At 32.0% G+C, this 14,897-nt stretch carries 15 protein-coding genes; 5 read left to right on the top strand and 10 right to left on the bottom strand.

Annotation, left to right across the window (positions count from 1 at the left end; translation table 11 throughout):
- Positions 1–132: 132 nt before the first annotated feature.
- Positions 133–1,368 carry an ABC transporter permease gene (locus tag ACRHNM_RS07770; RefSeq protein ID WP_431135322.1) on the top strand — a complete coding sequence of 412 codons (1,236 nt, stop codon included), beginning with the start codon at positions 133–135 and terminating at the stop codon, positions 1,366–1,368.
- Between the two features lie 65 nt (positions 1,369–1,433).
- Here the strand turns inward: ACRHNM_RS07770 and ACRHNM_RS07765 are convergent, their stop codons facing one another.
- The 4 genes from ACRHNM_RS07765 to rpsF form a co-directional block, all read right to left on the bottom strand.
- Entirely contained in the window at positions 1,434–1,907 is a 474-nt protein-coding gene (locus ACRHNM_RS07765; protein ID WP_431135320.1) for a DUF6495 family protein, read from the bottom strand.
- A gap of 142 nt (positions 1,908–2,049) precedes the next feature.
- Positions 2,050–2,511, bottom strand: coding sequence for a 50S ribosomal protein L9 (rplI, locus tag ACRHNM_RS07760; RefSeq protein WP_431135318.1), 462 nt, complete (start codon positions 2,509–2,511; stop codon positions 2,050–2,052).
- 13 nt (positions 2,512–2,524) lie between these two features.
- The gene (gene rpsR / locus ACRHNM_RS07755; RefSeq protein WP_033961670.1) at positions 2,525–2,821 is read right to left on the bottom strand and encodes a 30S ribosomal protein S18; all 297 of its coding nucleotides are present in this window, start codon (positions 2,819–2,821) and stop codon (positions 2,525–2,527) included.
- 2 nt (positions 2,822–2,823) lie between these two features.
- On the bottom strand, positions 2,824–3,162 hold the full coding sequence (rpsF, locus tag ACRHNM_RS07750; RefSeq protein WP_230937135.1) for a 30S ribosomal protein S6: 339 nt from the start codon (positions 3,160–3,162) through the stop codon (positions 2,824–2,826).
- A gap of 199 nt (positions 3,163–3,361) precedes the next feature.
- Between rpsF and ACRHNM_RS07745 the strand changes: the two genes are divergently transcribed.
- A complete protein-coding gene (locus ACRHNM_RS07745; protein ID WP_040254020.1) occupies positions 3,362–4,057 on the top strand; it encodes a LytR/AlgR family response regulator transcription factor in 696 nt (231 codons plus the stop codon).
- Positions 4,058–4,112: 55 nt separating this feature from the next.
- Here the strand turns inward: ACRHNM_RS07745 and priA are convergent, their stop codons facing one another.
- From priA to ACRHNM_RS07725, 4 genes are all read right to left on the bottom strand, one after another.
- Entirely contained in the window at positions 4,113–6,566 is a 2,454-nt protein-coding gene (priA, locus tag ACRHNM_RS07740) for a replication restart helicase PriA (RefSeq protein ID WP_431135315.1), read from the bottom strand.
- An 87-nt stretch (positions 6,567–6,653) separates the two neighbouring features.
- A complete protein-coding gene (locus ACRHNM_RS07735) occupies positions 6,654–7,196 on the bottom strand; it encodes a hypothetical protein (RefSeq protein WP_431135313.1) in 543 nt (180 codons plus the stop codon).
- Positions 7,197–7,200: 4 nt separating this feature from the next.
- Positions 7,201–8,190, bottom strand: coding sequence for a T9SS type A sorting domain-containing protein (locus ACRHNM_RS07730; RefSeq protein ID WP_431135312.1), 990 nt, complete (start codon positions 8,188–8,190; stop codon positions 7,201–7,203).
- An 8-nt stretch (positions 8,191–8,198) separates the two neighbouring features.
- Complete coding sequence (locus ACRHNM_RS07725) at positions 8,199–9,314, bottom strand: hypothetical protein (RefSeq protein ID WP_431135310.1); 1,116 nt, start codon at positions 9,312–9,314, stop codon at positions 8,199–8,201.
- Between the two features lie 172 nt (positions 9,315–9,486).
- Between ACRHNM_RS07725 and ACRHNM_RS07720 the strand changes: the two genes are divergently transcribed.
- Both ACRHNM_RS07720 and ACRHNM_RS07715 read left to right on the top strand, forming a co-directional pair.
- Positions 9,487–11,277 (top strand): tetratricopeptide repeat-containing sensor histidine kinase, encoded by a 1,791-nt coding sequence (locus ACRHNM_RS07720; RefSeq protein WP_431135308.1) that lies wholly within the window; start codon positions 9,487–9,489, stop codon positions 11,275–11,277.
- A gap of 1 nt (position 11,278) precedes the next feature.
- The gene (locus ACRHNM_RS07715; RefSeq protein WP_431135306.1) at positions 11,279–12,016 is read left to right on the top strand and encodes a LytR/AlgR family response regulator transcription factor; all 738 of its coding nucleotides are present in this window, start codon (positions 11,279–11,281) and stop codon (positions 12,014–12,016) included.
- Between the two features lies 1 nt (position 12,017).
- Here the strand turns inward: ACRHNM_RS07715 and ACRHNM_RS07710 are convergent, their stop codons facing one another.
- Positions 12,018–12,446 (bottom strand): DUF2147 domain-containing protein, encoded by a 429-nt coding sequence (locus ACRHNM_RS07710; protein WP_431135304.1) that lies wholly within the window; start codon positions 12,444–12,446, stop codon positions 12,018–12,020.
- Between the two features lies 1 nt (position 12,447).
- On the bottom strand, positions 12,448–13,368 hold the full coding sequence (locus ACRHNM_RS07705; protein ID WP_431135302.1) for a YihY/virulence factor BrkB family protein: 921 nt from the start codon (positions 13,366–13,368) through the stop codon (positions 12,448–12,450).
- 184 nt (positions 13,369–13,552) lie between these two features.
- Between ACRHNM_RS07705 and purB the strand changes: the two genes are divergently transcribed.
- On the top strand, positions 13,553–14,896 hold the full coding sequence (gene purB / locus ACRHNM_RS07700; protein WP_431135300.1) for an adenylosuccinate lyase: 1,344 nt from the start codon (positions 13,553–13,555) through the stop codon (positions 14,894–14,896).
- Position 14,897: the final 1 nt, after the last annotated feature.

Here is a 14,897-nt window from a genome sequence, read left to right as displayed (position 1 = left end):
TATCTTAGATTATAACTTTTCACAAAAATATTATAATTTTCAGAGGGAATCCTAAGTTATTTCATTTTTATAGTAACTTTATGGATGTTTTATAGTCTTACATTATAACACAACCAACTTTTAAAGTTTTCTATGGTTTCATTAGTTAGAGAAAATATCCGAATCGCCTTTGACTCTATCAAAAGTCAATTACTTCGTACCATTCTTACTGTTTTAATCATCGCCATTGGCATCACTGCCTTGGTTGGAATTTTAAGTGCTGTTTCGGCTCTTGAAAATACCATTTCAAGTGATTTCTCTTCCATGGGAGCAAACACCTTTAATATTCAGCGCTATGAATTCAATACACAACGACAAGGGGAAAAACAAAAAATAAATCCGATTATCAGTTATCGGGATGTAAAAGAATTTGAAGAAAACTATACATTCCCTTTTACTAAAACATCTATATCTTTTTTAGGAACGTTTACTGCGGAAGTCAAACACGAAAATGAAAAAACAGATCCTGAAGTTCAGGTTTTAGGGGTTAATGAAAATTACATTACCAATTCTGGTTTGGAAGTAGAATTAGGAAGAGAGCTTAACTATTTTGATGTACAAAACAGCAATAATGTATGTGTGATTGGTAGCGATCTTAGAAAAGCACTACTAGCTGATGTTAATCCAATAAACAAAACCATAAGCATTAGAGGTGCTAAATTTAAAGTCATTGGTGTGCTAAAAGAAAAAGGTGCCACTTTTGGAAACAACCAAGATCTCAGAGTGTTTTTGCCGCTTCAAAAAGCTCGTACTATTTTTACAAATCCTAATATAAATTACAGCTTAAGTGTAAAAACAGATAAAAAAGACATGTTAGCTGGTGCTCAGGATGAAGCCATCTTACTTTTTAGAAATATTAGAGGACTCAATCCTGTTGAAAAGAACAACTTCGGATTAGAACGTAGCGACGACCTTATTAATCGTATTGGTTCTATTACTGGAATTTTAGAAACTGCTGCCTGGATCATCAGTATCATTACTATTTTTGGATCTACAATAGCCTTACTCAACATGATGCTTGTATCTGTTACTGAACGTACTCGTGAAATTGGAGTAAGAAAAGCATTAGGTGCTAAACGCAGTACCATTGCGTTTCAGTTTTTTATTGAAACCATCATTATTGGTCAGTTAGGCGGAATTCTGGGAATTATATTAGGCATCCTTCTGGGATTCGGATTTGCAGCTATTGTAGACTTTAAATTTGTCATTCCATGGACAGCCATGATTTCCGCGACCATTATCACCTTTGTTGTTGCTGTCATTTCTGGTTCTTATCCAGCAAACAAAGCTGCACGACTCGATCCTATTGAATCGCTACGTTATGAGTAATTTATAACGTCAATTAAGAGCTTCAACTAAACCACATACGACTTAACAAAATACAACTTTACAACTTACTTACTCACTAAATTTTCAAAATACTGATACAATTGTCCTTTGGTAATGTTTGCACCTTCTTGAATAAGTTTGAACTTATCTTGATTTTTATGTTCTGAATACTCTTTTTTAGCTGTAAAAAACTCTACATCATCAGATAATAAATTGTTTCTAAACCAATCATAACCTTCAGTTGTGGTAATATTAATATCAGACGCTTTGATTTTTAAAGCAATGAGTCGCATTTCCTTTGGCGTACAATGAAATAAATGCATTTGTTGCGGAGAAATATGCTCTAAATAGTCTACTTTAGACAATACACCTTCCCAAATTAAATCGCTAAACACGTCAAGTTCTTGCTCTGCAACTTCTGGTTTATTTGTCTTAATATCTGTCCACTCCTCTGCAGTAATAGATTGAGTTGCTAAAAAATTAATAAATTCCTGATGCAATTCTTCAAATTGCTCTTTTGTGAGTCTTGAATATTTCATTTGATACTTTTAGTGTTTTAGCGGACAAATGTTACCGCAAACGGATTCATATTATTTTGTGTAGATATAGAATCCTTTTAAAATTTTAAATTGAAAAAGCCTCAACGAAACGCTGAGGCTTTTTTTATAATACGATTGAGTTTTAAGCTTCTGCTATAACTTCAAAAGTTAAATCTACCTGTACATCTCTGTGTAGTCTGATAGCTGCTTCATACTGACCTAAACGTTTAATGTTACCACCAACGATAGATATGTATTTCTTATCAACTTCATGGCCTTCATTTTTAAGTGCATTAGCTAAATCCATATTGGTAATAGAACCAAATAATTTATCTCCAGCAGTTGCTCCTGTACCAGCTTTAGAAGTTAATTTAATATCTAATAACTTGATAGCTTCAGCCGTTTTTTCTGCATCAGCAATAATAGTTTTCTCTTTGTAAGCTCTTTGCTTCAAAGTTTCTGCTAAAACTTTTTTAGCAGAAGGTGTAGCCATCACAGCTTGACCTTGAGGAATTAAAAAATTTCTACCATAACCGTTCTTTACTGTTACAATATCGTCTTTAAATCCTAAATTATCAACGTCTTGTTTTAATATAAGTTCCATAGTTATTGGTATTTTATTTTAATAAATCTGCTACGTAAGGCATTAATGCCAAATGACGAGCTCTTTTTACAGCAACAGATACTTTTCTTTGGTATTTTAAAGAAGTTCCTGTTAAACGTCTTGGTAACAATTTACCTTGCTCGTTTACAAAACCTAGTAACCAATCTGCATCTTTGTAATCAACATACTTGATTCCAGATTTTTTGAAACGGCAATACTTTTTAGTTTTGCTTGTATCGATATTTAATGGAGTAAGATATCTAATCTCTCCATCTTTTTTTCCTTTTGCTTGTTGTTCAATTGAAGACATAATTACGCTTTTTGTTTATCTCTGTTTCTTCTCTTTTCAGCCCAAGCAATCGCATGCTTGTCTAATTTTACTGTTAAGTAACGCATGAAACGCTCATCACGTCTAAACTCTACTTCTAATGGATTTATAACTTCTCCATCAACAGTGTATTCAAATAAGTGGTAAAAACCACTTTTTTTGTTTTGGATTGGATACGCTAATTTTTTTAAGCCCCAATCTTCTTTGGCTACCATCTTCGCTCCTCTAGAAACAAGAAAATCTTCATATTTCTTTACTGTTTCCTTTATCTGATCGTCAGATAAAACGGGATTTAAGATGAAAACAGTTTCATAATGATTCATAAAATACTATTTATTGTGTTAAAAATGAGTGCAAAAATAACTATTATTTCTATTTCTGGCAATGTTTTTGCTTATTAAATTTTGAAGAGATTAACAATGTTAATGAAATGTTAAAAATCACGGTTTACCGATGTTTTTTGGTTTTTATCCGAATTTTTTGTACTATTGTCGATATCTTAACCTAAAATATAATAATGTTATGACTTTAAACTGTGTAGTAGTTGATGATTCTGCGATTCAACGATTATCGATTGTAAAGTTAATTGAGAATCATTCCTCACTTAACCTTATTGCAGAATACAGTAGTGCATTAGAAACCAAGAATGGACTTAATACACACAAAGTAGATTTAATCTTCTTAGATATTGAAATGCCTGTTCTTAACGGCTTCGAACTGCTCGACGTACTGAACAACAAACCCCAAATTATTTTCGTTACAGGTAAAACTGAATACGCATTTAAAGCTTTTAATTATGATGCAACCGATTATCTACAAAAACCTATAACTAGGGAACGATTTAACACATCTGTAGAAAAAGCACTTGAGCAACATAAACTTAAGCTTGATTTTAATGAAACCGATGGTGAACACATTTTTGTGAAAAGTAACCTGAAAAAACGTAAAGTTTACATTAAAGATATTAAATGGATTGAAGCTCTTGGTGACTACGTAAAATTAGTAACTGAAGAAAACAGCTTGGTCGTTTTATCTACAATGAAAGCTTTTGAACATGAATTACCTGAGGGTAAATTCTTGAGAATCCATAAATCGTATATTGTCAATCTGGACAAGGTTGATCGATTTAACAGTAAAAATGTTGAAGTTGGCGCTTATGAGATTCCACTTAGTAGAAACAAGAAAACCCAGCTTGTTGACGCTTTAAATAATATTTAAAAAGGCATTATAAGATTATTTCGTTTGAAGATATAACCGTTAACCTAACTTAACTTTAATAATTATCGACATTTAAAATTACTCTTACTGCCCTAAAATCTTTTACACTTAAGAAGCTGTTATTTATTTTAATAATAGCTTCTTTCGTTTTTGCTAAAGATTGTTTCTGAGGAATCTTTACCAAAATATGTTTTAAATATTGATTACGAATTCTGGCTACTGGTGGAAATTCTGGTCCTAATACATGTTTATCAAAAACCGTTCTTAACGATTTTGCATACCAGTCTGCTCCAATATTAACTTTTTGATAATCCTTATGTTTTAGTGTTATTTTTATCATTCTATAAATTGGAGGATATTTATAAATGCGTCTGTCTTCCATTTGCTCCTCAAACATGTGCTCATAGTCATTTGTAGATACTTGTTGTAAAATACGATGAAACGGATTATAGGTTTGAATCAGGACTTTGCCTCGTTCTTTGGTACGACCAGCTCTTCCTGATACCTGAGCCATTAATTGATAACTTCGTTCATGTGCTCTGAAATCTGGAAAGTTGAGCATATTATCAGCATTCATAATACCAACGAGCTTAACATTTCTAAAATCCAAGCCTTTGGTCAACATTTGCGTTCCAACTAAAATATCAATTTCACCTTGTTCTAATGCTGTAATGATTTTTTCATAGCCATACTTACCACGAGTCGTATCTAAGTCCATGCGAGCTACATTATGATTAGGAAACAACAACTTAGCCTCCTGCTCCACTTGCTCTGTTCCAAATCCTTTAGAATCGAGTTCAACACTTCCACAAGCTTCGCATGTTTTATGCATCACAGAATTATAACCACAATAATGACAGCGTAATTGATTTCTGTATTGATGAAAGGTTAAACTCACATCACAATTTGGACATTGAGGCGAATGACCACAGGCATTACATTCTACAATTGGTGAAAATCCACGTCTGTTCTGAAACAGAATAATTTGACGACCTTCTTTTAAGGTCTCTTGAATTTCTTCAATTAAACGATCACTAAAATGACCATTCATTCGCTTACGTTTGTGTTTATCTTTAATATCGATAAGCTCAATATCTGGCATCAATACATTGTTGTATCTGTGCTTGAGTTCTACAAGTCCATATTTACCTTGTTTAGCATTATGATAACTCTCTAAACTTGGTGTCGCTGAGCCTAATAACGTTTTAGCATTAAATAAACTCGCCAAGACAATTGCCGTATCTCTTGCGTGATATCTTGGCGCTGGATCGAATTGTTTATAAGACGACTCGTGTTCTTCATCTACAATCACTAATCCTAAATTTTGAAATGGCAATAATACCGAAGAACGCGCTCCTAAAACAATCTGTGCTTTTGGCAAATTATTCAATACATTATTCCAAACTTCAACACGTTCATGAGATGAGTATTTACTATGAAATACAGCTACTTGCTCTCCGAAATAATTCTGAAGCCGTTCTACCAATTGTGTGGTTAATGCAATTTCAGGCAGCAGATATAAGACTTGTTTTCCTTGAGTTAATTGCGTTTCAATAAGTTTTACATAAAGTTCTGTTTTTCCAGAAGATGTCACACCATACAAAAGCGTAATATTCTGTTTTTTAAATGATTGAATCACTTCGCTTAAAGCAATTTCCTGATGTTCATTTAAATGCTTAGACGCTTCATTATCGTCACCTTCATAAAGTACACGATCGGTTTGAATGTGGTATTCCTCTAAAATATGTTTATCAATTAAGGTTTTTATAATGGTAGAAGAAGCACCACTTTCGGTAATTAAATCTGAAACTTTAACTGGTTTTTTTGTTTGTGCAGAAACCGAAAACAACGTCATGATTACCTCGCGTTGTTTTGGTGCTCGACTTAAAGAATCCATTAAATCGTGTAGTGCTTTTTCAGATGTATGAGCAGTAGCTAATTTTACATATCTAACTAGTTTTGGCTTATATTTTTCATAAATTTCCTCCTGAACATTAATCACTTCCTTTTCTAGAAGTCGCTTAATCACTGGAAGCACATTCTTCTTATCCAAAATCGTCATTAAATCGTGAATCTTTAGTGACGACTGATGATGTAAAGCTTCATAAATTATGAACTCATCATCTTTTAAATCTTCATCATTAATTTGAACCTCGTTGTTTTTACTAATAACTGTTTCACTTTCTAAAATAAATGCACTTGGTAAAGCTGCTCGCATCACTTCTCCAACAGTACACATATAATATTTTGAAATCCATTGCCAAAGTTTCATCTGAATGGAGGTCACTAAAGGTGTATCATCAAGAATTTGATGAATCTGTTTCGCTTCATAAACCAAAGGCTTTTCCTGATGAATACTTTCAACCAAACCAGTATAAATTTTACTCTTTCCGAAAGGTACAGACACACGCATTCCAGGCTTTAGAAACTCTGCTTCTGCCTTCGTAATGGCATAGGTAAAACTTTTTTCTAAAGGAATTGGTAATATGACATTGATGAAGTAATTCATGCTTCAAAGGTAATTGGTTTGCACATAAAAACCATCTCGAATTGAGATGGTTTTTGCAAATAAATATTTATGTTAAATGTACAATTACTAATTATAATTGATGATTCCATTCATTGTTAAAATTGCTTCTGAATCCACATTGATAACTGTAGTATCATCAAAGACAATTTGTTTCGCAACTTTATCAACACTAAAACCTGTGCCACAATCGGTATCATCAGCAGCACTCGTTGGAGGTGTTGAGCATACATAACGAAACTCTTCTCCATTTGTAACGATAGTCATTGATATTGTTTTATTGACAGTAGCATTATCATCTGCACTAAATTGAGCAACGACAATAACAAAAGCATTCATAAAGTCGGTTGGTATTAGTTCTCCATTTTGAACTATTGTGTTTTCATCAAGCAACACTACAGAACTTGAAGTTCCTGTTGTATTTAATGCATCAGGATCAATATTCCCTACACTTAATGAAGTACCAACCCAAGCAGTATCTTCGCCAGATAATTGAATGGTTCCTAATACTGTATTGTCATCATCTGATTCGGAATTATCGTCACTGTCTGAACAACCCATTACGAGTAAAGTGATGACAACAATTTTCATTATTTTACATATTTTTTTCATAGTTTTATTTTTTTACAATCTTAAAATTGGCTTCAGATTTATTAGTGACAAGCCTGAGTATATAAACACCTTTACTTAAATTACCGAGAGAAATAGTATTGAAATTACTAGCACTTTCAAACACAACTTTTCCTGTTAAGTCAATTACCTGAATGCTTTTGAATTCATGATTTAATGTAGATTCAATTTGAATGACATCTGTAAACGGATTTGGGAAAATTTTGGTGGATTGGTACAAAACCTCATCTGTACTTAAACTAACTTCATCTAAAATAGTCGTTATAGACCATTTTCCGTTGGAGTCTTTAGCTCTTACAAAAAGTACGTCATCAAAATTATAAGCTCCAGTTGGATATGATACATCAAAACTCCATGTACCATCAGACTCAGGTGAAGACAGTACTACATTAAGATTATTGCCAAAGCCTTGATCTAAATCTTCATCAAAAAAATATTCGACTTCAACAACATTAGAGTCAGGATTCAAATAGACCTCTATGTTTTTTCTAAAGGTATGACTCCATCTACCATAACTATCTTGTACTCGACCATAAAGTTTATGATAACCAAGGGTTTCATTAGCTGCAATTTGAGCAGCAAATTGTTGTAGGATATCATCGGACTCTGGATTTATTGTAAATGGAGTAGCTACTCCAAATTGCGGATCTTCATCTATGAAATATTCTCCTAAAACAATGTTGTTTTCAACAACAGGTGTAAATACTTCAATATTTTTTCTTGTTGTATGACTCCAATTGCCATCACTATCTTTCGTTCTAATATAAAGTTTGTGGTAACCAATAGATGTTGAAGCAGGAATATCTGCCAAAACCACTTGAGTTATGTCTGTATCTGGAGATGTGATTGCAACAGTATTGTTTGAGCCAAAACCGTTATCAGTATCCAAAAAATATTCTACTTCTATTACATTTGATTGAGAATAAGAACTTATAGCTATAGCCACGAGCATAGCATTTAATATAAATCGTTTCATAATTACAATTAGTTATTGGTTCTTGCCTGAATTGTAACTGGCAATTGGTCACCTGCTTCAGAAACACCAGTTGTAGATACCTCATAAACTACTGGTATAGCACCTAAACCCGAAAGGTTGTAACGATTTGTGAGTACAACACCACCATAAGCACCACGTTCTGACCCATCACTACCAGCAACGTTATTTGAAACGCCTTCTTGTAATTGATATTTACCATCCATAGTACCACTAGCCACAAAAAGTGTACTCATATCTGGCACCCAAAGATTTCCTGTAGTTCCAGTAAAAATACCTGCATCTGAGACTGTATTATATTGCACATTGTTATTAGTGCCACTATTTATATTTGCGGTTATGCCTGCAGCTCTTAAAATATTGTTTTGAAAGGAGCTTGTGTTGAACTCTAAATTCAACTCGTTCTCTGGACCATTGAAAATGTTATTGTTACATTCTAGAAGTGTACCTGTAAAATTATTATCAGAAAATATCAGTTTTTTCTCACAAATGTTGTTGTTAAAAATAACATCTTGAGGAGGTACATAATTAAATCCTCCTCCAGTAATTGCATTGGTATTAATAATATTCGGAAAAAAATTCTGTAATATATACACGTTAGATATTTCTGAAGCAATATCAACAGTTACCTCAATTCTACATCGCTTAATAGTAATTTCATTTGTATTGACAAAAATTGTTCCATCAGAAAATCCATCGTCAATTATATTCATTCCTATAACTTGAGAGAATTCTGAACCTGCATCAAAAGTAATTCTATCTATTCTAGCATCATATGTATCGTTAGAGACATTTGGGTTCTCAGTTAAAAAATATCCTGGACCAATTATGGTTAACTGCTTTGTTATAATTGCATTAGCATAATCCATGGTTGAGCCTTCTATGTGCAAAGTGTCACCTGCTGTTACATTTGAGCTAGCTACAGCTTCATTAATTTCCTTAAAAACAGGAAATGTAGGTGTGCCGCCATAATTATCGCCAAACAAAGTTGAACCATTGTAGTTAGACTGATTGTTAACTCTCCATATTGTTTGAGCCTCTGTGATTGAGGTCAATAAAAAAGTAGCACATACTGCTACACTTAAAAGTAATTGTCTTGCTTTCATTTGTTTTAGTTTTAATGATTAATAACTCCTATAAATTAACATTACATCTCTAATTTATACTACCTAGAATTTATATCTGTGTACTTTGAGTTTATTTTCGCGCAATTATCATTGTGTTTGTTAAATTTTTAAATTAAATTTAACCAGCTATTAATTAACCATTTAAAATACAATGAGACAACTCTTACTTTGTTTAGTAATAAGTTTTTCATGTCATACTTATGCTCAAAAAACCGCACAGGATTCTATCTTAAAAAAACTAGAAACTTATACTACAAAAGACTCTATTAGAGTAAAATTTTTACTTGATGCGGGAAACCATATCACCTATAACAATCCAAATCAAGCATTTAAACTTGTTGAAGAAGCCAAAGAAATATCCACCCAAATAAACTGGACTAAGGGACTGGTTTTAAGTAAAAGATCTAAAGGTGTCGTTTATTATAGCTTGTCTGACAACTTAAATGCTATGGAAGCTTATCAAGACGCTTTAAAAATTAGTTCCAAAATGCCACATAACGAACTAATTAAAGCAAGTTTACACAACAACTTAGGCAGTATTTATGCCGATTTAAAATCTTACGACAAAGCACTAAGTAATTATAATACTTACCTATCTATTGCTAAAAAATTAAACAATAAAAATGAAGAAATAATTGCATTGGTAAATATTGGTACTGTTGAAATAGAAATAAAAGATTTTAATAATGGCATAAAGAATTTAGACAAAGCTCTAACATTAGCTAAAGAAAAAAAGAACAACTTTTATATTGCTGCCATTTTGAATAACCTAGGCATGGCTTATAAAAGCAAAAAAGAATATGCAACATCATTAAATTATTATCAAGAAGCTGTTGACTATGCAGTCCAAGCTAACAGCAAATACACTCAAGCAACAGCCCTAAATAGTTTAGGAAAAGTTAGTCTTATTCTTGAAGATTACGACTTAGCAAAAATTTACAGTAACCAAGGTCTACAATTAGCTAAAGAAATTAGTGCTATCGAATGGCAAGCTGATGCTTTTGAAACACTTTCTAAAATTCATGAACATAACAATAATTATACTGAAGCATTAATCGCTTATAAAAATCATATAAAACTTAGAGATAGTGTTTATGCCGAAAAAAAAATTGCAGAACTCACCAGAAAGGAAATGCAGTTTAAAATTGAGAAACAAAAAACAATTGCTAACGCAGAAATTGCTCGTCAAAAGCTTTTGAAAAATTCGAGTATCCTTGGTGGAAGTGGACTAGCATTAGCTTCATTAATTGGATTTATATTGTACAGACGCAAACGTGATGCTATTTTTCAAAAAAAGGAAGCACAATTCAACCAAAAAGTATCTGACACAGAACTAAAAGCTTTGAGAGCACAAATGAATCCTCATTTTATTTTTAATTCATTAAATTCAATTAATGAGTACATTTCAAATAATGACACAGAAAGTGCTACAAATTACCTTACCAAGTTTTCAAAACTCATGAGAGAAACTCTTGAAAAGTCAACATATAATGAAATTTTATTGGAAGATGATATTCAGATTTTGAAAACCTATATAGATATTGAAAACAAACGTTCACATGATAGTTTTACTTATACAATTAATCTTGACGAATCTATCGATCCAGAAAATACATTAATACCTCCAATGATTCTTCAGCCATTTATAGAAAATAGTATCATACATGGTCTAAGAAACATTAAAAAAAATGGTCAGATTACTATATCATATAAAAAGAACGAAAACATGATAATTTGTACTGTTGAAGACAATGGTATTGGCAGAAAGCAATCTTCAGAGTTGAAAACCGCTTCCCATAAAAAATCTTTAGGAATGTCTATTACTAAAAGTAGAATTGAAATACTAAATAAAAAAAGAAACACCAGTGGTTCAGTAAAAATTATAGACAAATCTGATGGCACTAAAATTGAAGTTAAACTACCATTAAACCTCGCCTATTAAAATGATTAGAACGTTAATTATTGATGACGAACAGCATTGCATTGACAGAATAGAAAAACTAATTAATGACTATGGAGATAATCTTAAAATCGTTGGAGCTTGCTCAACAGTTGATGAAGCATTAAAAAAGACAAATTCATTAAATCCAGATCTTGTTTTTCTAGATATTGAAATACATGACAAGACTGGGTTTGATTATCTTGAGCAATTAGGTGAATTTGATTTCAACCTTATTTTTACCACTGCTTTTAACAATTATGCCATAAAAGCTTTTAAATATAGTGCGATGGATTATCTGCTTAAACCTATAGACAGTGATGATTTTAGTGAAGCTATAAAAAGATTAAATAAGCGAATTTCTGCTACAGATACTGAAGTTCAAATTAAATTACTTTTAAATAATCTAAAAAAAGAAAATCATAAAAAAACAATTAGAATCCCTACAACTGATGGATTTGAAATTATTGAAATATCTGATATTATTCATTGTCAGGCTGAAACTAGTTACACACATATTTTTACAAAAAACAATAAGTTTCTGGTTTCAAAAGGCATTCGTTTTTATGAAGACCTTTTAAAAGACGCCAACTTTTTTAGAATTCATAATTCTCATTTAGTAAACATTGATCATATTAAAAAATATACTAAAGGCAAAGGTGGTTATGTTACAATGTCTGACAATTCTAATGTAGATGTCTCAACAAGAAAAAAAGAAGATTTTTTAAAACTTTTCAAATAGTTTATCCTATTCGCAACCAATATTGGGTTTTATAAAAAAAGGCCACATAACCTCTTACTTGTAAATGGTCAGGATTGGCATCGTCAAGTTTAAGCCGACAAGAATATACGTTTCCATCCTCAGGATTTGTAATAGTTCCTTCTTTATAAATCCCTTCGTCTACCTTTTCCATTTCTTTTATGATATCTAAACCCAGAATTGGCTTGTTATAATCGTCGCCTTCACAAAACTTACATGGCAAATCACGTTTAGATTCATCAAATATTTCAATAATCTTACCGTAGATTTTTCCATCCTTTTTATAAATTTCAACAATAGATTTTTCTATACCAGTTTCATCATCAATGGTTTTCCACTGGCCAAGGATATCTTGAGCTGTTGAAGAAAAACTTATTCCGAAGCAAAAAATCAATAAAAAGTAATAACGCATATTATCTATGTTTTCTAAGCCTTGTTAATGACACATTTAATTCAAAACCCAATAATAATATATTTGCATTGAGCCAAAAATAGAACATGAGTATTAATAACGCTCCAATAGAGCCATATAGTTTATTGTATTGCGCAAAATTTTCGATATAGATCCCAAACAGGTACGAAGTTAGTATAATTAGAAGCGTTGTAAACAAAGCTCCTACAGAAAAAAACTTAAACTGTTTACCTTCTTTGGTTCCAAAATAATACAATGTTGCTGTTGCCAGATACACCATAATTATAAAAAATAGCGACTGAGACAACAGCAAAAGTGTAGCATTCCCATCATTCTCTACTTGTGCTAATTGAGCAATATTTTCTACAACATAGATGTTAAAAAAGCCTAAAACTGCAACTGTAAGAATTAATAAAAATGCGAGAATTAAAGCCACTCCAAGAGCATACATGTATTGCTTAAAGATATTTCGGGTAAGCTGTTCATGATAAGAACTTTCAAAGCCAGAAAACACAGCATTTACACCATTAGCCATCAATAAAATGGACACCAAAAACACAGAAGAAATGAGACCTCCTCCTGTAATATTTTCAAAAATGTTTTCATAAAAAAAATCGGTTGTTGTTGGTGGTAAAAAAGATTGTAGAAAATCTAAAAATTCAGCTTCAAAACCTTCAATAGGCACATAAGGAATAACAATAATCACAAACAATAAAAACGGAAATAATGCCATAAAAAAACTATAAGCAATGGCACTGGCTCTGGTACTCAGAGCTCCTTTTAAAATACCAATTCCGTACAGTTCTAACAAATCATAAAGTGATAAACCTTCTAAAACTTTTAGTTTAATGCTCTTAAAGAATTTTACCAACAAATTAATGATTGGAATTTTCTCTAATTTATCTTCAATAGATTTAGACATGCAAAGGATTTTGTATTGATTTTTACACAGACATCAAACTGATTTGAATCCTCGTAAAAGTAGAAAACTTATACCTACAAAATTAAGAAAATCAAAAAAACTTACAACGACTTATGCCTTGCTTCCACCGAAAACAATTATCTTAGCCAACTTAAAGTTTTAGCACAAAAAAACAATACAACCAATGTCGATATCATCATTAAATGCCATTTCACCAATAGATGGTCGTTACAGAAATAAGGTAAATCATCTTGCTCCATATTTTTCTGAAGAAGCACTTATTAAATATCGTGTTTTAGTAGAAATTGAATATTTCATAGCGCTTTGCGAATTAAAGTTACCACAACTTTTAGATATTGACACTTCAGTATTTGAAAAATTAAGAGCAATTTACATTGGTTTTACTTCAGAAAATGCGCAAGCCATTAAAGATATTGAAGCCATTACCAATCATGATGTAAAAGCGGTTGAATATTTTATAAAAGAACAATTTGATGCCTTACAACTTTCAAAATATAAAGAGTTTATTCATTTTGGATTAACATCACAAGACATTAATAACACAGCAATTCCGTTAAGTATTAAGGATGCTATGAATGATGTGTATGTTCCTGAATACGTTGAAGTATTGAAGAAACTTAAAGAAATTGCTACAGAATGGAAAGACGTTCCAATGTTGGCAAGAACACACGGTCAACCTGCTTCTCCAACACGATTAGGCAAAGAAATACAAGTGTTTGTTGTACGTTTAAAAGAGCAGTTTAGTTTACTGGATGATGTCCCAAGTGCAGCAAAATTTGGTGGTGCAACTGGAAATTTTAATGCACACAAAGTGGCATATCCCAATATTGATTGGAAAGCATTTGGAACAAAGTTTATTCAGGAAAAATTAGGCTTACAACATTCGTTCCCAACCACACAAATTGAGCATTACGATCACATGGCTGCTTTATTTGATGCTTTAAAACGTATTAACACTATAATCATAGATTTAAATCGTGATATCTGGACTTACGTGTCTATGGAATACTTTAAACAAAAAATAAAAAAGGGTGAAGTTGGAAGCAGTGCCATGCCTCATAAAGTAAATCCGATAGATTTTGAAAATTCAGAAGGTAATCTTGGTATTGCCAATGCTGTTTTTGAACATCTCTCAGCAAAACTTCCCATTTCAAGATTACAGCGTGATTTGACAGACAGCACTGTTTTACGTAATGTTGGTGTGCCTTTCGGACATACACTAATCGGATTTAAATCGACTTTAAAAGGATTGAATAAGTTATTATTAAACGAATCTAAATTTGCTGAAGACTTAGAAAACAATTGGGCTGTAGTTGCAGAAGCAATACAAACCATTTTACGTCGTGAAGCCTATCCTAATCCGTACGAAGCTTTAAAAGGACTTACCAGAACAAATGAGACAATTAATGAACAATCTATTTCAAATTTTATTGATACTTTAGATGTTTCAAATGCAATCAAAGACGAATTGAAAGCCATAAACCCAAGTAACTATACTGGAATTTAAA

The sequence above is a fragment of the Psychroserpens mesophilus genome (assembly GCF_050617655.1).
Lineage (GTDB): Bacteria > Bacteroidota > Bacteroidia > Flavobacteriales > Flavobacteriaceae > Psychroserpens > Psychroserpens mesophilus_A.
Note: the sequence above shows the minus strand (reverse complement) of the source record. Positions and strands in the feature narration are given on the sequence as shown.

Bases quoted from the DNA above. Each gene is read 5' to 3' on its own strand.
- ACRHNM_RS07770 (WP_431135322.1), top strand. From the start codon at position 133: ATGGTTTCATTAGTTAGAGAAAATATCCGAATCGCCTTTGACTCTATC.
- ACRHNM_RS07765 (WP_431135320.1), bottom strand. From the start codon at position 1,907: ATGAAATATTCAAGACTCACAAAAGAGCAATTTGAAGAATTGCATCAG.
- rplI (WP_431135318.1), bottom strand. From the start codon at position 2,511: ATGGAACTTATATTAAAACAAGACGTTGATAATTTAGGATTTAAAGAC.
- rpsR (WP_033961670.1), bottom strand. From the start codon at position 2,821: ATGTCTTCAATTGAACAACAAGCAAAAGGAAAAAAAGATGGAGAGATT.
- rpsF (WP_230937135.1), bottom strand. From the start codon at position 3,162: ATGAATCATTATGAAACTGTTTTCATCTTAAATCCCGTTTTATCTGAC.
- ACRHNM_RS07745 (WP_040254020.1), top strand. From the start codon at position 3,362: ATGACTTTAAACTGTGTAGTAGTTGATGATTCTGCGATTCAACGATTA.
- priA (WP_431135315.1), bottom strand. From the start codon at position 6,566: ATGAATTACTTCATCAATGTCATATTACCAATTCCTTTAGAAAAAAGT.
- ACRHNM_RS07735 (WP_431135313.1), bottom strand. From the start codon at position 7,196: ATGAAAAAAATATGTAAAATAATGAAAATTGTTGTCATCACTTTACTC.
- ACRHNM_RS07730 (WP_431135312.1), bottom strand. From the start codon at position 8,190: ATGAAACGATTTATATTAAATGCTATGCTCGTGGCTATAGCTATAAGT.
- ACRHNM_RS07725 (WP_431135310.1), bottom strand. From the start codon at position 9,314: ATGAAAGCAAGACAATTACTTTTAAGTGTAGCAGTATGTGCTACTTTT.
- ACRHNM_RS07720 (WP_431135308.1), top strand. From the start codon at position 9,487: ATGAGACAACTCTTACTTTGTTTAGTAATAAGTTTTTCATGTCATACT.
- ACRHNM_RS07715 (WP_431135306.1), top strand. From the start codon at position 11,279: ATGATTAGAACGTTAATTATTGATGACGAACAGCATTGCATTGACAGA.
- ACRHNM_RS07710 (WP_431135304.1), bottom strand. From the start codon at position 12,446: ATGCGTTATTACTTTTTATTGATTTTTTGCTTCGGAATAAGTTTTTCT.
- ACRHNM_RS07705 (WP_431135302.1), bottom strand. From the start codon at position 13,368: ATGTCTAAATCTATTGAAGATAAATTAGAGAAAATTCCAATCATTAAT.
- purB (WP_431135300.1), top strand. From the start codon at position 13,553: ATGTCGATATCATCATTAAATGCCATTTCACCAATAGATGGTCGTTAC.